20 protein-coding genes and 2 pseudogenes are annotated in these 17,549 nt (G+C 65.8%); 6 read left to right on the forward strand and 16 right to left on the reverse strand.

The window, feature by feature from the left end:
• The 5 genes and pseudogenes from A7D16_RS07905 to A7D16_RS07925 all read right to left on the reverse strand — a co-directional run.
• Positions 1-335: IS110 family transposase (locus A7D16_RS07905; protein WP_153043122.1), on the reverse strand; the 335-nt coding region annotated here is incomplete at its 3' end.
• Positions 336-832: 497 nt separating this feature from the next.
• Positions 833-2,245, reverse strand: coding sequence for an amino acid permease (locus A7D16_RS07910; protein ID WP_064631469.1), 1,413 nt, complete (start codon positions 2,243-2,245; stop codon positions 833-835).
• A 227-nt stretch (positions 2,246-2,472) separates the two neighbouring features.
• Complete coding sequence (locus A7D16_RS07915) at positions 2,473-2,853, reverse strand: hypothetical protein (RefSeq protein ID WP_064631471.1); 381 nt, start codon at positions 2,851-2,853, stop codon at positions 2,473-2,475.
• A 110-nt stretch (positions 2,854-2,963) separates the two neighbouring features.
• Positions 2,964-3,582 (reverse strand): annotated as a pseudogene (locus tag A7D16_RS07920) (glutathione S-transferase family protein).
• 209 nt (positions 3,583-3,791) lie between these two features.
• Positions 3,792-4,700, reverse strand: coding sequence for a LysR family transcriptional regulator (locus tag A7D16_RS07925; protein ID WP_064631473.1), 909 nt, complete (start codon positions 4,698-4,700; stop codon positions 3,792-3,794).
• A gap of 97 nt (positions 4,701-4,797) precedes the next feature.
• On the opposite strand from A7D16_RS07925, the gene A7D16_RS07930 reads away from it, so the two are divergent.
• The 3 genes from A7D16_RS07930 to A7D16_RS07940 all read left to right on the forward strand — a co-directional run bounded on the left by A7D16_RS07930 (position 4,798) and on the right by A7D16_RS07940 (position 8,129).
• On the forward strand, positions 4,798-5,805 hold the full coding sequence (locus tag A7D16_RS07930; RefSeq protein WP_064631475.1) for a zinc-binding alcohol dehydrogenase family protein: 1,008 nt from the start codon (positions 4,798-4,800) through the stop codon (positions 5,803-5,805).
• A 184-nt stretch (positions 5,806-5,989) separates the two neighbouring features.
• Positions 5,990-7,522: a DNA recombination protein RmuC gene (gene rmuC / locus A7D16_RS07935; protein ID WP_193395453.1), complete on the forward strand. Its 1,533-nt coding sequence runs from the start codon at positions 5,990-5,992 to the stop codon at positions 7,520-7,522.
• Between the two features lie 226 nt (positions 7,523-7,748).
• Positions 7,749-8,129, forward strand: a complete 381-nt coding sequence (locus A7D16_RS07940; protein ID WP_064631478.1) for a hypothetical protein — start codon at positions 7,749-7,751, stop codon at positions 8,127-8,129.
• Between the two features lie 64 nt (positions 8,130-8,193).
• Here the strand turns inward: A7D16_RS07940 and A7D16_RS07945 are convergent.
• Positions 8,194-8,634 (reverse strand): annotated as a pseudogene (locus A7D16_RS07945) (MATE family efflux transporter); the annotation flags it as partial.
• A 247-nt stretch (positions 8,635-8,881) separates the two neighbouring features.
• On the opposite strand from A7D16_RS07945, the gene A7D16_RS07950 reads away from it, so the two are divergent.
• Positions 8,882-9,430, forward strand: a complete 549-nt coding sequence (locus A7D16_RS07950) for a glutathione peroxidase (RefSeq protein WP_064631482.1) — start codon at positions 8,882-8,884, stop codon at positions 9,428-9,430.
• Positions 9,427-9,900 (forward strand): lysozyme inhibitor LprI family protein, encoded by a 474-nt coding sequence (locus A7D16_RS21410; protein ID WP_161945027.1) that lies wholly within the window; start codon positions 9,427-9,429, stop codon positions 9,898-9,900. Before A7D16_RS07950 ends, A7D16_RS21410 begins: the two co-directional genes overlap by 4 nt.
• A gap of 153 nt (positions 9,901-10,053) precedes the next feature.
• On the opposite strand, the gene A7D16_RS07960 is transcribed toward A7D16_RS21410, so the two are convergent.
• From A7D16_RS07960 to A7D16_RS07985, 6 genes are read right to left on the reverse strand one after another with little or no spacing between them, the layout of a single operon-like run.
• Positions 10,054-11,106 carry an MlaA family lipoprotein gene (locus tag A7D16_RS07960; RefSeq protein ID WP_064631485.1) on the reverse strand — a complete coding sequence of 351 codons (1,053 nt, stop codon included), beginning with the start codon at positions 11,104-11,106 and terminating at the stop codon, positions 10,054-10,056.
• 10 nt (positions 11,107-11,116) lie between these two features.
• Positions 11,117-11,407 (reverse strand): STAS domain-containing protein, encoded by a 291-nt coding sequence (locus A7D16_RS07965; RefSeq protein WP_064631487.1) that lies wholly within the window; start codon positions 11,405-11,407, stop codon positions 11,117-11,119.
• Complete coding sequence (locus A7D16_RS07970) at positions 11,397-12,059, reverse strand: MlaC/ttg2D family ABC transporter substrate-binding protein (RefSeq protein WP_064631489.1); 663 nt, start codon at positions 12,057-12,059, stop codon at positions 11,397-11,399. Before A7D16_RS07970 ends, A7D16_RS07965 begins: the two co-directional genes overlap by 11 nt.
• Positions 12,056-12,601 (reverse strand): outer membrane lipid asymmetry maintenance protein MlaD, encoded by a 546-nt coding sequence (gene mlaD, locus A7D16_RS07975; RefSeq protein ID WP_064631491.1) that lies wholly within the window; start codon positions 12,599-12,601, stop codon positions 12,056-12,058. Before mlaD ends, A7D16_RS07970 begins: the two co-directional genes overlap by 4 nt.
• 8 nt (positions 12,602-12,609) lie before the next feature.
• A complete protein-coding gene (locus tag A7D16_RS07980; protein WP_039441429.1) occupies positions 12,610-13,359 on the reverse strand; it encodes an MlaE family lipid ABC transporter permease subunit in 750 nt (249 codons plus the stop codon).
• Positions 13,359-14,153 (reverse strand): ABC transporter ATP-binding protein, encoded by a 795-nt coding sequence (locus A7D16_RS07985; RefSeq protein ID WP_064631493.1) that lies wholly within the window; start codon positions 14,151-14,153, stop codon positions 13,359-13,361. Before A7D16_RS07985 ends, A7D16_RS07980 begins: the two co-directional genes overlap by 1 nt.
• A gap of 397 nt (positions 14,154-14,550) precedes the next feature.
• On the opposite strand from A7D16_RS07985, the gene A7D16_RS07990 reads away from it, so the two are divergent.
• On the forward strand, positions 14,551-14,838 hold the full coding sequence (locus A7D16_RS07990; protein ID WP_064631495.1) for a DUF6916 family protein: 288 nt from the start codon (positions 14,551-14,553) through the stop codon (positions 14,836-14,838).
• A 6-nt stretch (positions 14,839-14,844) separates the two neighbouring features.
• Here A7D16_RS07990 and A7D16_RS07995 read toward each other — a convergent pair whose 3' ends face one another.
• The 4 genes from A7D16_RS07995 to A7D16_RS08010 are packed head-to-tail and all read right to left on the reverse strand — an operon-like array spanning position 14,845 to position 17,131.
• Positions 14,845-15,399 carry a GNAT family N-acetyltransferase gene (locus A7D16_RS07995; RefSeq protein ID WP_064631497.1) on the reverse strand — a complete coding sequence of 185 codons (555 nt, stop codon included), beginning with the start codon at positions 15,397-15,399 and terminating at the stop codon, positions 14,845-14,847.
• 4 nt (positions 15,400-15,403) lie between these two features.
• Positions 15,404-15,940 carry a phage tail protein gene (locus tag A7D16_RS08000; protein ID WP_064631572.1) on the reverse strand — a complete coding sequence of 179 codons (537 nt, stop codon included), beginning with the start codon at positions 15,938-15,940 and terminating at the stop codon, positions 15,404-15,406.
• A gap of 58 nt (positions 15,941-15,998) precedes the next feature.
• Positions 15,999-16,526, reverse strand: a complete 528-nt coding sequence (locus tag A7D16_RS08005; protein WP_064631499.1) for a phage tail protein — start codon at positions 16,524-16,526, stop codon at positions 15,999-16,001.
• A gap of 59 nt (positions 16,527-16,585) precedes the next feature.
• The gene (locus A7D16_RS08010; protein ID WP_064631501.1) at positions 16,586-17,131 is read right to left on the reverse strand and encodes a phage tail protein; all 546 of its coding nucleotides are present in this window, start codon (positions 17,129-17,131) and stop codon (positions 16,586-16,588) included.
• Positions 17,132-17,549 lie beyond the last annotated feature (418 nt).

A 17,549-nucleotide genomic window follows, 5' to 3' on the forward strand; every position in this document is an offset into this window, starting at 1 on the left:
GGCGTGAGTGATAACAGCATCGCCATCTGCGCCAGCACACGCGCATCCAAGGTGTCGGTCTTGGCTAGTTGGCCGATGGCCTTGGCAAAGTCACGCGCCTGGCGAGGGTTCACACGCGCCACCGGCAGGCCGGCCGCATGCAGCGCATCCAACGCTGCCAGTTCGTAGCCGCCCGTGGCCTCCAGCACCACTTGGTGCAGCTCCATGTGTCCCAGCCAGCTGCGCAGCTGGCGCAGACCTGCCGCCGTGTTGGGGAAGCGCCGCTCGCCCTTGCAGCCATGCACATGCACATCCAACCACTGCTTGCTGACATCGATACCTACGCCGTATGCCATGGAAAAACTCCGCTATGCTCGAAGGGTCGAGAGCTCTCCTGGGCTGCCCAGCCTGATCGTTACGAGTGCCAACTCCAGCAACTGTTCGGGCGTTTGCCAGGAGATCCCGGCGTGGCGACCTCGCTCTCCCGCGGTTGTTTAGACCTGTGGGTTATCGGTCGACCACGCCGGCTCTCGACACCTAATCTGGCAGATCGCCAAGAGATAAGGGGTTGGGGTGAGGGTACGGTGCCAAGCCACTGACCAAGTTGGATAACACGAGGCTTCACCCGTACCCTCATCCGGCGCTACGCGCCACCTTCTCCCGGTGGGAGAAGGGCAACATCGCAGCAGCTCGAAAGCCCCTTTCCCCTCGGGAGAGGGGTTGGGGTGAGGGTACGGGGGCGAAGCCCCTGACGAATTGGATAACACGAGGCTTCGCCCACACCCTCATCCGCCCCTGCGGGGCACCTTCTCCCCCATAAAGGAGGACAATGTCCCGACGGGAGAAGGGCGACTCACCCCACGTGCAACCGGCTATTGCGCCGCCCGTACGCCAGGTACACCACCACACCCAGCACGTTCCAGACCAGAAACCATAGCTGCGTCTTGCTCGGCAGGCTCCAGAACAGGTACAGGCAGCCCAGGATCGCCACCGGGCCCACCACCCACGCCAGTGGCGTGCGGAAGGCGCGCGCACGGCCGGGCTCGCGCACGCGCAGCACCAGCAAACACGCAGCCACCGCGGTGAATGCCGCCAACGTGCCGGCATTGGCCAATGCGGCGATCTCATCCAGCCGCGCCACGCCCGCCAACGCCGCCACCAGCACCGCGGTGAACAGCGTGATCGCCACCGGTGTGCCGGTGCGTGCGTTGACCTTGGACAAGCCGCGCGGCAACAGCCCGTCGCGCGACATCACGAAAAAGATCCGGCTCTGCCCGTACAAAAACGCCAGCAGCACGGTCGGCAACGCAATGATCGCCACCGCACCGATCACCAACGCGGCCTTGCCGTGGCCGAGTTCGCGCAGGATCAGCGCCAGCGGCTCGGGGCTCTTGCCGAACACGGTGAAGCTCATCGCACCCACCGCCGCCAGCGCCACCAGCACATAGATCAGCGTGCAGCCGATCATCGAGCCCACGATGCCGATCGACAGATCGCGCCCCGGGTTCTTGGTCTCTTCGGCCGCGGTGGAAATCGCATCGAAGCCATAGAACGCAAAGAAGATGATCGCCGCCGCCGCCATCACCCCGCGCTCCACGCCGTCCGGGCCCATCGCCTTGGAGAAGCCATACGGCATGAACGGTTGCAGGTTGGCGCTGTTGAAGGTTGGCAACGCGATCGCCACGAACACGCCCAGCGCGATGATCTTCAGCACCACCAGCACCGCATTGAGCGTGGCGCTTTCCTTGGTGCCGGCCATCAGCATGCCGGCCACCAGGAAGGTGATCACCACCGCCGGCAGGTTCACGATGCCGCCGGCATGCGGCCCGGCAATCAGCGTCTGCGGCAGCTCCACCCCCAGCCATTGCAGGAAACCGACGAAGTAGCCCGACCAGCCCACCGCCACCGTGCTGACCACCAGCGAATATTCCAGCACCAGGCTCCAGCCCACCACCCAGGCGATGCTCTCGCCCAGCGCGGTATAGCTGTAGGTGTAGGAACTGCCGGCGGCCGGCATCATCGTGGCCATTTCCGCATACGCCAGCGCCGCGCAGGCGCACACGATGCCGGCCGCCACGAACGACAGCAGCACCGCCGGGCCGGCCTTGTCGGCGCCCACACCAATCAGCGTGTAGATACCGGTGCCGACGATCGCGCCGATCCCCAGCGCAATCAGATGCGGCCAACTCAGGCTGCGGACCAGTTGCCGGCCGGCCTCGTGCACGGTGACCTGATCGATGGATTTGCGCCTGAGCCAAGACGACATGCGGACCTCGCGGGAATCAAAAGAATGCGCGAGTGTCGCCCAACGCAGCGCAGCAATGCTATCGGTCCAAGGTCATGTGGCGGCGCAGGTCGGGCAGGGTGGACGAGCGCACCTGTATCGCCGTGGCGCGCGCTTGACCTTGCCAGATCTTCGCCAACCCGACCGACGTCTGCAGCCCAGCGCTTCTACAGATTCCACATCCCGACGCACCGATCCCGCTTAATCGCTCACTCAACCGACGGACGATGCGGCGGGCGCGCATTGCGATAAATCAGCTGCACCGCCCAGGCACCGGCAAGCCCGACCACACCGGCAGCGAAGTGGCTCCAATCCAGCAACTGCGGCGCTGCGCCATTGGCTTCATGACCCCACAGGTTGAACCACAGCAGCACCAGCGCAGTGACGCCCATGCCGATCCAGAACCACAGCCGGGTTCCACCGATCGCATAGATCAGAAACGGCAACGCTGCGCCGATCAAAAAATGCACCGGGAAAAAATACGCCGTGCCGTAAGGCCGCATCAAAGACCACACGATCGCCGCGAAGGTGGCCAGAAAAGCAAACAGGCCCAGGGCCAGCAGACGAGTTTGGTTGGTGGCAGTGGTCATCGGCAAGCCTCGCAAAAACAGAATCTCACCCTACCCATGCGCAGGTCACGTTGAGGTCAATGCAGTCGTTGCGTTGTCTGGCTCGCTTCGCGCCGGCGGTGTGCGCCGCGTTACGGGGCCGTGCAACCGTGGCGCTGAAAACCGGCGCGTGTTTCAAGCATGCGTAATACACCGACACCGCAGGCAATGCCGCATGCGCGATCGGGCTGGCGACCCAACGTTGCCTCGACAGGCCCAGCACAATATCGGCCAGGGTGAAGTCTGCACCCAGGACGTCGGACCGCCGCGCTGCAGCTGCGCATCGAGGATCGCCATGTGCCGGTTCCATTGCGCCACGCTGTCGGCAATCGCCCGCGGACCGGTATGCGCCGCACTGCCACGCACGCTGGCCATGAACGCGTAGCGCCAGGCGGTGTTGAGTTCGGTGGCCTGCCAATCCATCCATTGCTCGACCACTGCGCGTGCGGCCGGTGCGGCCGGCAGCAGATCGTGGCGTTGGCTGCGCGCAGCCAGGTACCGGCAAATCGTATTCGACTCCCACAGCACCAGCTCGCCATCGCGGAGCACCGGCACCAGCGCATTGGGATTGAGCGCGCGAAAGGCCGGCGTCTGCACCGATGCAAAGCCGCTGCCATAGGGATGCAAGGTGTACTCCAGCGCCAGCTCATCGCACAGCCACAGCACCTTGCGCACATTGATCGACGTCGGCTTTCCGTAGAGTTCCAGCATGTATTGCTCCGTGCTACGCATGAGTGGCAGCAATGCGCGATGGCGGCGCGCGCTGCCTGCAAGGACGCGCGCGCGCTACACCCAGCGCAGGCGCATGTATCCACGCACTCTGCCAGGCAGCTGCAGCTTGCGCAGTGCATTCTCACAAGACGCACCGCTCAACGCGTTGCCTTTCATCCACCCCATCACTCCACAACAACCCCATCCGCCTACACCGGATACAACGCCGTCAGCGCCTGGCAGCGTCGTGCAAACAACGCATGCAATTGCCGGATCGCCGGTGAAAACTGCTTGCGGTGCGGGCACACCAGATGCAGCGGCAAGCGGTCGCCACAGTCCGGCAACAGCACCTCCAGCCGCCCGGCCTGCACGTCGTCGCAGACATCCAGCCACGACTTGTAAGCGATGCCTTCGCCGGCCACCGCCCAGCGCCGCACCACATCGGCGTCGTCGCACAGCATCGCGCCGCGCACCGGCACCACCTGGCGGCGGCCCTCCTGTTCGAACTGCCAGCGGTCGTAGGCGCGCCCGGCCAGCACATACAGCAGGCAGGCATGCTCGCGCAGCGCCTCCAGCGTGGCCGGCCGCCCGTTGCGCTGCAGGTAGGCGGGCGCGGCCACCAGCACGCGGCGATTGTCCGGCGCCAGCGGCAATGCCACGTGGTCCGCACCGTCGATGCGGCCGAGCCGGAATGCCACATCCACCGGCGCGCGATACAGGTCGGCCACCTGGTCGGACAGATGCAGGCGCAAGGTCAGCTTCGGATGCGCAGCGCGGAACTCGGTCAGCCACGGCAGCAGCACGTTGCGGCCCAGATCCGACGGCGCGGTGACCTGCAGCAGGCCCTGCAGTTCGGTGTCGTGCCCACGCACCTGCTCGCGCCCGTCGCGCAGCAGCTCCAGCACCTGGCGCGCATACGGCAGGTACTGTTCGCCCTCGGCGGTCAGCCGCAGGCTGCGGGTGGACCGGGCGAACAGGCGCAGATCCAGTGCCCGCTCCAGCCGGGCCACTGCCGCGCTGACCTGCCCCGGCAGCAGGCCGGCCTCGCGCGCGGCATTGGAAAAACTGCCCAGCGCCGCCGTGCGCACGAACAGCGCCAGGTCCTCGAAGCGGACCATCTTCACTCCAATCGTGAAAGTGCTTGTGCAGTTTGCCGGTTTTTCTCCTAATCCCGGCAGCCGACCCTGCATGTCCCCTCCCTGCATGACGCCCGCCATGAAAGCCATCGCCTACCCGCAACACGGCCTGCCCATCGACGACGCGCGCGCGCTGGTCGAACTCGAACTGCCGCTGCCCGAGCCCGGCCCGCGCGATCTGCGCGTGCGTATCCATGCCATTTCGGTCAATCCGGTGGACACCAAGGTGCGCGCCAACGCGCCGGTGGAGTCGCCGCGCGTGCTCGGCTGGGACGCCAGCGGCGTGGTCGATGCGGTCGGCAGCGAGGTCAGCCTGTTTCGCCCCGGCGATGCGGTGTACTACGCCGGCGCGCTGACCCGCCCGGGCACCAATGCCGAATTCCATCTGGTGGACGAGCGCCTGGTCGGGCGCAAGCCAAGCACGCTCGACGACGCTGCGGCCGCCGCATTACCGCTGACCGCCATCACCGCCTGGGAACTGCTGTTCGACCGGCTGCGCATTGCCGAAGGCGGCGGCCAAGGCCAGGCACTGCTGGTGGTCGGCGCGGCCGGCGGCGTCGGCTCGGTCCTGGTGCAGCTGGCGCGCACGCTGACCAAGCTGACCGTGATCGGCACCGCCTCGCGCCCGCAGACCCAGGATTGGGTCTACGCACTCGGCGCGCATCACGTCATCGACCACACCCAGCCGCTGAGTGAAGGCCTGCAGCGGATCGGCATCGCGCAGGTGCAGCACGTGGCCAGCCTCACCCACACCGACCAGCACTTTGCACAGCTGGTGGAGGTGCTCGCACCGCAGGGCCAGCTGGCGCTGATCGATGACCCGGCCACGCTGGATGCGCTGCCGCTCAAGCGCAAGAGCCTGTCGTTGCACTGGGAGCTGATGTTCACCCGCTCGCTGTTCGAAACCGACGACATGATCGCCCAGCACCACCTGCTCAATCGCGTCGCCGACCTGGTCGACAGCGGCGTGCTGCGCACGACCCTGGGCGAGCACTACGGCCGCATCACCGTCGACAACCTGCGCCGCGCCCACGCCGCGCTGGAATCGCACCGCACCCGCGGCAAGCTGGTGCTGGAAGGCTTCTGAGCGCAGACGCCTCACGCGCGTCAGCGGCCTGGCATGGCCGCTGTCTCGCTGGCGCATCCTGCAGCGCTTGCGCGCAATTGCCGCTGGCCGAACTCAGCGACGCAGCTGTTGCGACAGGCACCGTTACACTGCGCGCATGTCATCCGAATCCCTGATCCTTCTCGGGCTGCTTGTCGTAGTCCTGGTGTTGCAGCTGCTCGCGCTGCTGCGACGTCCCTCCACCACCGCGCTGGAGCACGCGCTGCGCGCCGAACAACGCGACGGCCGCGGCGAACTGCGCGAGCAACTCGAAGGCCTGGCGCGGCAGCAGGACGGCCGCCTGGAAACCTTTGCGCGCAATCTCACCGAACTGTCCACGCGCACCGACCAGCGCCTGGACCTGCTGCGCGACGCCCTCGGCGAAGATGCCCGCAAGGCGCGCGAAGAAAGCGCCCTGGCCCAGCAACGCACCGGCGAACTGCTGACCCTGCGGCTCACCGAACTGCGTACCCAGCTGGAAGGCTTCGGCCAGCAGCAGGAAACCCGCATCCATATCTTCGGCCAGCAACTGACCGAGCTGATTGCGCGTACCGACACGCACATGGCCGCCTTGCGCGAAGCGCTGGCCGAAGATTCGCGCAAGGGCCGCCAGGAAGCCGGCGAATCGCAACAGCGCTTCACCGAAGCGCTGGGCCAGCGCCTGACCGAGCTCACCCAACGCAACGAACTGCGCATCGGCGAAATGCGCGCCACGCTGGAACAGCAGCTGGCCAATCTGCAAAACGACAACGCCAGCAAGCTCGAACTGATGCGCGCCACCGTCGACGAAAAACTGCAGACCACCCTCAACACGCGTCTGGATGCCTCGTTCAAGCTGGTGTCCGAACGGCTGGAACAGGTGCAGCGCGGCCTGGGCGAAATGCAGCAGCTGGCCACCGGCGTGGGCGACCTCAAGCGCGTGCTGACCAACGTCAAGGACCGCGGTGGTTGGGGCGAAGTGCAGCTGGACAACATCCTCGAGCAGACCTTGACGATGGAGCAGTACGCGCGCAGCGTGCGGGTCAGGCCCGATAGCGCCGAAGCGGTGGATTTCGCCATCCGCCTGCCGGGGCGCGGCGACGACACGGTGGTGTGGCTGCCGGTCGATGCCAAGTTCCCGCGCGAAGACTACGAACGCCTGATCGACGCGCAGGAAAAGGGCGATCTGGAGGCAATCAAGACGTCGACCGCACAGCTGGAACGCGCCATCCGCGTGCAGGCCAAATCCATCAGCGACAAGTATGTCTGCCCACCGCATACGACGGATTTTGCGGTGATGTTCCTGCCCACCGAGGGCCTGTATGCCGAAGTGATTCGGCGCGCCGGCCTGGTCGATCTGCTGCAGCGCGAGCATCGCGTGGTGCTGGCCGGCCCGACCACGTTCACCGCGCTGCTCAACAGCCTGCAGATGGGCTTCCGCACGCTGGCGATCGAGAAGCGCTCCAGCGAGGTCTGGCAGGTGCTGGGCGCGGTGAAAAGCGAGTTCGGCAAGTTCGCCGGCATTCTTGAAAAGGCCGAGCGGCAGATCAGCACGGTCGGCAAGAGCCTGGGCGAAGCCAGCCGCAAGACCCGCACCATCGAACGCCGCCTGCGCGGCGTGGAGACGTTGTCCGGCGAGCAATCGCAGGCGCTGCTGGACGATGGCAGCGACGAAGGCGCCGGGGTCTCACACGACGACAGCAGCGACGAGCAGGAGTAGCCAGCAAGCGCAGGAGGCCTGACCGGCCGCACAGCGCCCGAAAAGCGACCCACCCGTAGGAGCGCCCTCGGGCGCGATGAGGCGTTGCCGATAACGCCTCATCGCGCCCGAGGACGCTCCTACACAGCAGGTCTGTGTCGTCCTGCTCCTGCGCCGGATGTCGAGCACACCGCGCAGACATCGCCACCGCGATGCTTGCACGCACCCTATTCAAGAAGAGCATCCCATGGCGACGCGATGGATCTACGCAACGGTGTGCGTGCTGCTGCTGGGCGCCTGCAGCGCGACACCGGCATCTCGTTCGGGCACCACCGCAGCCGATGCGCAGCCACCGCGCGCAGCCTCTGCCGATGCCGCAGCATGCACCGCAAAGGGCGGCCAACTGCGTCCGGTCGGCCGCATGCAGATTCCGCGCTGCATCGTGCCCTACGCGGATGCCGGCAAGACCTGCAGCGACAACAGCGACTGCAGCGGCGATTGCCTGGCCACCAGCATCGTGCCGACCGGTGCCGATACCAACGGCAGCTGCCAGCGCGACAGCGACCGCTTCGGCTGCCGCCAGGAAGTCATCGGCGGCAAGGGCCAGGCCGCGTTGTGCATCGACTGATGCGGCGGTAGGGCGTCAGGCGCGTCGCGTCGAGATGCCCCAACGCATGCACCGGCGCCAGCGCCTACGCGTCCACCACCGCGTCCGCGGTGCGACGCGGCCAGCCAGGCCGGCCGAACATCGACCCAGCGGCAATGGCCAGCGCAATTCCCACCCCAGACACCAGCAGCGCCGCGCTCTGTGCCAGGTAGACCTGGTGCAGGCCGCCGCCCAGCCGGATCGCCACGATGCCGATGCCGGCCGCGATCACCAGGCGCAGCACGGCCGCACCGATCGGCCATCGCAGCCTTCCTGCGCCCTGCCAGGCGAAGTACATCGCCAGACCCATGCCCAGGAAGCCGTAGAACGGCCCCACGGTCTGCAGGTACAGCGTGCCGGTCTGCAGCATGGTCGGGTCGTTGCCATACAGGGACAGCCAGCCGCGCGGGAACAGCGCCGCCGCAACGCCGATGGTTTCGGTGATGGCAAACGCCATGGCCGCACCGATCCAGGTCGCGCGCAGTGCGCGCTCGCGTTTGCCCGGTCGCCTTCAGACCGCTCGCACTCAGCTATGTCGCGTAATGGACGCGACACCATCCGCGACACGCGGCGCAGGCGGAAATTGGTACAGCCGGTCGGCGTGCGGGGTGTGGCCATGCGGCGAGTGTCGCCAAGATACTTGCATCTACAAGTGTTGGGGCATGGTGCAGCGCAGGTCACCCATGCGCGCGCGGCGGTTTATGCTGGCTACCCCGCAGATCAGGACAGCCCCGATGAGCCAGACGCTGTACGACATTCCCGTGACCCGCATCGAAGGCGAGCCGGCCACATTGGCCGACTACCGCGGCAAGGTGCTGCTGGTGGTCAACGTGGCCTCCAAGTGCGGCCTGACCCCGCAGTACGAAGGCCTGGAAGCGCTGTATCGCGACAAGCAGGCGCAGGGTCTGGAAGTGCTGGCGTTTCCGGCCAACGACTTCAACGGCCAGGAGCCGGGGAGCGAGGCGGAGATTGCGCAGTTCTGCCAGCTCACCTATGACGTCACCTTTCCGATGTTTGCCAAGATCGCCGTCACCGGCGCGGACACGCATCCGCTGTATCAACAGCTGACCAGCGCACACCCGCAGGCCACCGGCGACGGCCCGATGCGCGAAAAACTGGCCGGTTACGGCATTACGCCCAACCCCGCACCTGGCGTGTTGTGGAACTTCGAAAAATTCCTGATCGGCCGCGACGGCCAGATCGTCGACCGTTTCGCCCCCGATGTCCCCGCCGACGATGCACGCCTGCGTGCAGCGGTGGATGCGGCGCTGGCATCCAAGTGAAGCTGCTCTCCTCTCGAAGCGATAAGGCACGGCTTGCGCGCCACTGGCGCGCGTGCCTTGGAGCGACCGCGTTGTTTCCCAGCTGCGGGACCTTGCATGCCGCAGACCTGTGCGTTGACTTGCAAACAACCGCTGAGAGCAACGCGTGCTGGGTCAAAGAGGTCGCCATCGCGCAGGCGCGCTTGGACGATTACTTGGGCGTTGCGCGCGAAAGAGCAGTAACCACGTTAGGTGTTGCAGCCGATGCATTCGACAATGCGCAGACCGCCTGGGCCAATTACGCGGCGCTGCAATGCGGCAACGTGCGTCAGCGCTGGGGCACTGCAAGTGTCGCAGCAGCAAAGGCAGCCAGCTGCATGGTCGACCTCAACGATCAACGCGCGCACGATCTTTGGAAGGCCTATCTCACTTACGTAGATCGCACTCCATCGATCAAACCCGAACCCCCGCAACACGCCGGCAAGCGATGAGGCGACAATGATCGCGTTGCAAGCGCAACTGCTGTGTCACAGGCATCGCGTCAGCTGCCAACGCGACAACGCGCACTGAGCCATTGCCCAACAAAAAAGCCCGGGATCGCTCCCGGGCTTTTGCATTGTGACACCACGCCAAAACTCAGACGATCAACGAATCCACTGCGGAATCGGCATTGCGTCCACCGGCACCGTGTTGTCCTTGTCTTCGCGCAGATAATCCGGCAGCTCGTTGTTCTCTTCGCGGTGGCTGCGCAGGTCGCGGGTGATCTGGTAATTGCGGCGCTGCATCCAGGCATCGCGGGTCAGGGCGTATTCGTCCGGCGCCTGGTCGCGTAGCGAATCCAGCGACATCAGCTGCGCGCGCGTGTCCACCAGCTGCAGGCCCTGCAGTGCGAAGCGCGCACCACCGTCGTCCACCTGACGCACCCACGACAGCGGAATATCGCCCGCCAGGCCGAAGGTGTCGCGCACGGTGCGCGGCCCGAACAGCGGCAACTCGAAGTAGCGCGAGTTGCGCCAGCCCCATGTACCCAGCGTCTGCCCGAAGTCTTCGCTGCGCCGTGGGATGCCGGCCGCCGAAGCCGGGTCGAACAGACCGGCCACACCCAGCGTGGTGTTCATCACGAAGCGACCCAGCGACTGCGCCGCATAGACCGGGTGGCCCTGCAGCAGCTGGTTGACCATGGTCAGCGGCGTGCCGAGGTTGTCGAAGAAGTTGGTCACACCCAGACGGGCCGGGCTCGGCACCACCTTGGTGTAGGCCGTCGCCAATGGACGCGCCACGCCACGGTCCACCGCCATGTTGAAGCGGTGCATGCCGCGGTTGTAGCGCTCCCACGGGTCGTACGCCGGGGCAGCGCCCGGCTGTGCCGGGGCCCCATTGGCCCCTGCCTGCGGGGTGGTCGGGCCGTACAACGCGTCGAAGTCGGCTTCGGCATCGGTCGGCGCGCCCGCAGCGGCGGTGCCGGTGTCTGCAGTGGCCTGATCGGCGGGTGCCGCAGCGCTGGCAGGCAAGGCATCCGGTGCGGCAAGACCGGCGGCGGCTGGCTGCGCCGTCACCCCGGCATCGTCGCGTACGGGGGCATCGGCGGCAGGCGCGATGGCGGTCCCGCCCGAAGGCGGTGCGGATTTCGGTGCCTGGCTGGCGCACGCACCAAGCAACAGGCAGGCCAACAACGGAAGAAAGCGGAACTGGGTCATGGGGTGGCGCTCAGGCCTGAAAATCGAGAGTAGGGGACAACCGATAGGCGGCGCGCAATTCGTCCAGACCGGGCGCCTCGCCCACCACCGCGCCGCTGCCGGCGTGGCGCAACCGCGCTGCCAGCTCGGCCAACATCGCCACGCCGGCGCTGTCCAGACGTTGTACACCCGCCAGGTCCAACGTGCGCACGCCGTCCAGCTGTGCAATCGCCTGCGGCCAGGCCGTAGTGACTGCCGCACGGTCGATCACGCCGGTCACTGCCAGCGTGTCGCCGGTGCGTTGCACGGTATTACTTGCCATTGGCCGGTGCCGCACCGACCTGCAGGTTGCCGCTACGCAGCTCGGCGGCAACCTTGGCAATGCCCTTCTCGCGCAGCGGGCCGTCGAACTGGGTCTTGAAGGTCTGCACGTAGGAAATGCCTTCGATCATCACGTCGAAGATTTTCCACTGGCCACCGACGTTACGCATCATGTAATCGACCGGGGTCGGGTCGTTGCCGGCGCGCAGCAGGTCGGTGGACACCTTGACGCCGCGGTTGCCCGGCAGCGCGCTTTCGGACTTGGCGCGGAAGGTCGGCTTGCCTTCGAAGTTCAACAACGCGGTGCCGTAACGCTGCATCAGGTTGTCGGCCAGCGCATCGGCAAACAGCTTGACGTCCGCATCGGAGGCGCCGCGGCCGTTCACGCCCAGCACCAGGCGGGCCGAGTAATCGCGGTCGAAGGCCTTGTTCAATTCGCCATCGATGAACTGGCGCAGCGCCGCCGGGTTGCTGCGGAACTCGGCGCGGCGCTGATCCAGCGTGCTCAGGATACGGGTGCTGCTGTCGATGACGGTCTTGGTCGCCGCGCCCTGCGCAGGCGCGCTGGCAGCAGCTGGCTGGGCCAGGACGGTGGCCGGTGCGCACACCAGCAGGGTCGAGGCCAGGATGGCGGAAAGCAGGGTGGTCTTCATTGGTGTGGTTCCGTAGAGGGAGAAGCGGTCTGGGCAGGCGCGGGCGCCTGGCCGTCGGTGGCGGCCGGGGCATTGCTGCCGCCACCGCCACCACTGAACATGTATTTGCCGACCAGCTGCAGCAGATCCACTGCCGGCTGGGTGAAGCCGATCTCTTCGCCCGGCTTGAGCGTTTCCGGGTCGCCGCCCGGCTGCAACCCGATATAACTCTCACCGAGCAGGCCGCTGGTGAAGATGCCGGCCGAGGTGTCGGCGGGCAGATCCTTGTATTTGGTGTCCAGCGACAGCGTCACCACCGAATCGAACTTGGTCGGGTCCAGGCTGATGTCGGCCACCTTGCCGATGGTCACGCCACCGATCTTCACCGGCGCCTGCGCGCGCAGCTGGCCGATCTGGCTGAAGCGCGCGGTCAGCGTGTACTGGCTGGAGCCGAAGCCCCAGCGCTGGTTGGTCGAGGCCACCGCCAGCACCAGCAGCGAGGCCAGGGTCAGCAGCAAAAAGGCGCCAACGGCGAATTCGAGTCGTGGTCCACGCATGGCCATGGGCTATCTCACCTAAACAACATTGCAGAAAGGACGAAGTTGAACATCAGCACCAGCAACGAGGCATTCACCACCGCGCGGGTGGTGGCGATGGAGGTGCCTTCGATGGTCGGTTCGGCATGGAAGCCCACGTAGGCGGCGACCAGCGCAGCGGTGCCGCCGAAGATCGCCGACTTGAGCATCGCCACGCCGAAGTCGTCCCAGAAGTCCACGCTGTTGCTCAGGCCCGACCAGAAGGTGCCGTTGTCGATGCCCAGCACGTGCACGGCTTCGAAATAGCCGCCGGTGATCGCCAGCGAACAGAACACGCCGGTCAGCAACGGTACCGTGAGCACCGCCGCCCAGAAGCGCGGGGCCACCGCCTTGGCGACCGGGTCGATGGCCATCAGCTCCAGCGCCTTGATCTGGTCGGTGGCGCGCATCAAGCCGAGCTCGGCCGCAATCGAGCTACCGGCGCGACCGATGAACAACAGCGCGGTCAGCACCGGCGCCAGTTCGCGATACAGCGACAGGCCGAGTAGCGTCGACAACGCATCCGAGGCACCGTACGTGGTGAGCGTGCGATAGCCCTGCAGGGTCAGCACCAGCCCGACGAAGGCACCGCCCACGGCGATGATCGGCAACGAGCGCGCGCCGACCTTGTAGATCTCGCGCACCAGCTCGGCGATGAAGTCGCGGGTGGGCAGCGAACCGCGCAATACCGTGAGCGAGAACAGCCCGGCACGGCCAAAGGCGCGGATCGAGTCGGCAAAGGCCATCAGGCAGCACTCCGGTCGCGGCGCGGGGCGGCATCGAAGGCGATCGGGCCGTCCGGCTGGCCGTGCAGGAACTGCTGCACCAGCGGATCGGTGCTGTCCTGCAGTTGCGCCGGTGTCCCGGCGAACACGATGCCGTCATTGGCGATGACCACGGCCTGGTCGCTGATCGGCAGGGTCTCGTGCACGTGGTGGCTGACGATGATGCTGGTCAGGCCAAGGCTGTCGTTGAGGCGCTGGATCAGGCTCATGATCACGCCCGAGGCGATCGGGTCCAGCCCGGTCAGCGGCTCGTCGTAGATCATCAGCGGCGGGTCCAGCGCCAACGCGCGCGCCAACGCCACGCGGCGCGCCATGCCGCCGGACAACTCGCGCGGCCAGGCATCGGCCGCGGCCAGCAGGCCCACCGCATGCAGCTTCATCTGTACCAGGCGCTGCAGCACCGGCGCCGGCAGGCGCGTATGCGTGCGCAGCGGCAGCGCCACGTTGTCGGCCACGCTCAGGTCGGTCAGCAGCCCATTGCCCTGCAGCAGCACGCCGACATTGCGGCGCATCTCCAGCAGCGCACGGCTACCGGTCGGAATCGTGTTGCCGAACAGCGTGACCGTGCCGGCCACCGGGCGCAGCTCGCCGGTCAACGCGGCCAGCAGCGTGGACTTGCCGCTACCGGATGGACCGAGCACGGCCGTGATGCTGCCGCGGGGCACATCCAGCGAGACATCGCGCAGGATCGTGCGTCCGCCGCGATCGATGCGGACATCAGACAATTGCACGACAGGGGGAGCGGACGCCGTCATCGAGACCTTTAACAGAATTCCAACGCGATAGAGTAGCCGTCACACCGCTGAACATAACCAGACTGACGCGTGCAGTATTGTCGCATTCATGCGGCAAGCAATGTGGGTGCGCATGTCGCCATCCTGCGTAACAGCGTGTCCCGCAGCGCAGGCACCGTCGCGCAGGATTGCATCGCTGTTCAACGTACGCTGCAGTAGGGAGGATTGGCGCGCTATCACTCGGTACATTTCGCAATCCCCGCACCGTCGTGTCGTTTCTCGCGGTCAGGTATTTCGTCTGAGGGTTCCTGCCCGTCCTCCCGATCTGTCGAGTGCGTCGCGTTGTCGGCATCGCTGCCTTGTGGTGCCTGCGCAAAAGACGCGACGATCTGCGCACACCGTCGCTAAGGAATCATCCATGGAGTTGCTGACGCTTGAACACTTCGCCGGCAGCGTCAACGACACCTTCGCTGCCTCCTTGAATGAGGGCGAGGTACCGTTCGTGCTGGTGGAAGCCAGGCCATTGCAGGACACACGCAACGCGCAACGTGCGCCGTTCTCGCTGTTGTTTCGCAATGGCTCGGCCTTTTTGTTTCCGCAACAGACCTATCAGATGCGTCACGCGCGCCTGGGCGAGATCGGCATTTTTCTGGTGCCGGTGGCGCGCGAACGCGACGGGTTTCTGTATCAGGCCGTGTTCAATTGAGCGCGCTCAACTGAGCAGTTGAGCGTGCGGATTCCAGTGCATCTGCAGATGTGTCTGGGTGCTGTGGCCCGCAACGAAGCCGTGCCGAACATATAGCCGCTGCGCTGCGCGGTTGGCATGCAGCACATGCAGGCACAAGGCGCACGGCGCAGCGCGTGCCGACGCCTGCGCGTAGGCAATCAGGTGCGAGCCAATGCCCTTGCCGCGCCGGTCCGGCAGCAAGCTGATATCGACCAGCGTGTGTTGCGTTGCGGTGCGGTGCAGATACAGGCGACCGATACGTAACTCCCTGACCTGGACGATCAGAAAGGCGGCATCGGCAAAATGGTGTCGGTAATGCGTGCGCTGCAAGTCGAATTGCTGCTCCAGAAACGCACGCTTGGTCGTGTCTGGCCAGGGCACCTGCGTCATTTCGTCGTGACGCGTGCTGGCATAGAGATCACGCAACCAGGCCAGATCGTCGCCCTGCTCGGGGCGCAACGAGATGCCGTGGGCGCTCAGCGCATGCGGTGGCACGACGCCGGCGTGCACGCTTGCGGATGCATCTGCATCGTCCTGCATGGCGTCAATCAAACATGGGATAGCTGCCGGACAACGCGATGCAGAAATTCATGGCCAGATAGGGCTGCCGGTTCTCGTGCGCCTGGCCGTTGCCGGTGGGCAGCACCATGGTCGGGGAAAACTGCTGGTCGGGTGCGACTGCACTGAACGGCCGGTCGCTGTTGCTGTTCAAGTTCGACAGCGCTGCTCCGCTGCTGGGGGTGCCGCTTTTCTTGCTCGGATCCGCCTGCGAAAACGCATTGAAGCCATGCGCGTGATTGGGCATCTGCGTGCTCAACAGGCTCACCGAGGCGGAGCCGAACGTACTGCCCAGCGCATGTGGAGTCAGACCCGGCCCTGTCCCCTGCTGGCAGCCGGCGCGCGCGGAGAAGTTCGGCAACTGAAATGTGGTGCTGCCATTGCCGCCATAGGCCATGCCCAGCAACGAGAATAGCGCGCTATTCTGCATAGCCGGCAGGGTTGCCCCGTTGCACAGCGCCCAACCGTAAGGGCTGTAATCGAAGGGAAACAATTGGATTTCGCCGAAATAGGGTTCGGTCATGCGCATTTCCTCCAGTGGAGCGATGCAGGCCGCGACCGACTCGGCGCGGCGCGGTGGATCAGGGCTGCTGCGGAAAGATGCCCGTGGTGGCGATGCAGTACTGCACGGTCAGCGTCGGCATGGTGTTGTCGTGCGGCTGGCTGCCACCTGTGAACGAGGTGCTCTGCGTGGACATCGCCAGCGCGGTGGCCCCGGTCACGTCGCTGACATAGAACAGCGTGGCACCGACCGCCGCTGGCAGGAGTCCGGCCGGTGAGGGGCTGGTTGCCGCTACCGTCGTGACCTGCGCAACATGGGTGTGCGCCGGCATCTGCGGTTCGGTCAAGGTCACCGTTTCGGTACCGCTCTTCTGGGCGAACACGTAGTTGCTCAGGCCAGGGCCCTGGCCCTGGTGAATCGGCAGGCGACCGCGCAGATCCGGCACCCCGAAGGTATTTTGCCCATCGCCGCCATAGGCGATGCCGAGTAGGACGTACAACGGCTCGTATTCTGAGATCTGCAGCAGCGAGCCGTCGCACGCCTGCCAGCCCTGAGGCGTGCGGCCGAAGCCGAACATGCGGATTTCGCCGATGAATGGAGTGCCCATGTGATCCTTCCTGGTCGATGAGGCGCCGCGCATGCAGGCGCACCCGAATGGGGTTGCGTTTAGCCACGCGAGGGGAAAATGCCCGACAGCGCGATGCAGAAGTTGATCGTGGTGTAGGGCTGCACATTCGGATGCGGTTGGTTACCGCCAGCGGGCGAGACCGTTGGCGGCGCCAGTGGAACGGTCGTTCCCGAAGCGGCATACAGCGGCGTGGCGGCACCGGATGTGGCCACGTTGGCGGCAAACACGCGGCCGGTCGGTGTGCGGTTGTTGCCACCGGTGCTGCTGCATTCCACCAGGTGGCTGTGCGCGGGCAGGTCGGCAGGCACCAGGGTCACCGCTTCCGCGCCGCCCGCCTGACCGATCGGAGTAACCGGCGGCTGCCAATTCGCATCGACCGAAGGCGCATACCCGATCGGTGTGCGACCGCGCAGATCAGGCAGGGCAAACGTGGTCCGGCCATCACCGCCAAAACGCGGACCTAGCAGACTGAACAATGCCTGGTTCTGATTGACCGGCAGCAGCTGGCCATTGCATTGCGCGAAATATTTCGGCGCGAACGCGAAACCGGTCAGCATGACCTGGCCGATGAAAAACTCGCTCATGCAGCTCTCCCTGCGTAGGTGCGTCGCCGACATGTGTCGGGGGTCGCCGTACAGATACCCGTCGCACCGGTGTCTCACAAGCCAGGAAAATTCAGAACTGGAATGAAGTATTAATTTTTTGTTCTTTAACTGAAAGTCAGTTCCTGTTTCAATTCGCTCGCAATGCCAGGGGATCACTTCTCTAGGGCGGCATTGCCTTCAGGCATGAGGACCGTGCCGGCGCCGGGGTGGCGCTTCATAGGGGTAGAACGTGAACAAGCCGCAGTGGCGTGGAACGGGCACCGGTGCGCCGGTGCGCTGGATGGTGGCCGTGATGATCTGCGCCCTGGCGCTCCTGCTACCCGCACAGGTCTGGGCACAGGGGGCGTCGGCCTATTGTTCCACCCGGAACGCCACGATCAATCAGAGCGGTTCGGTG

The organism is Xanthomonas nasturtii, assembly GCF_001660815.1.
Taxonomy (GTDB): domain Bacteria; phylum Pseudomonadota; class Gammaproteobacteria; order Xanthomonadales; family Xanthomonadaceae; genus Xanthomonas; species Xanthomonas nasturtii.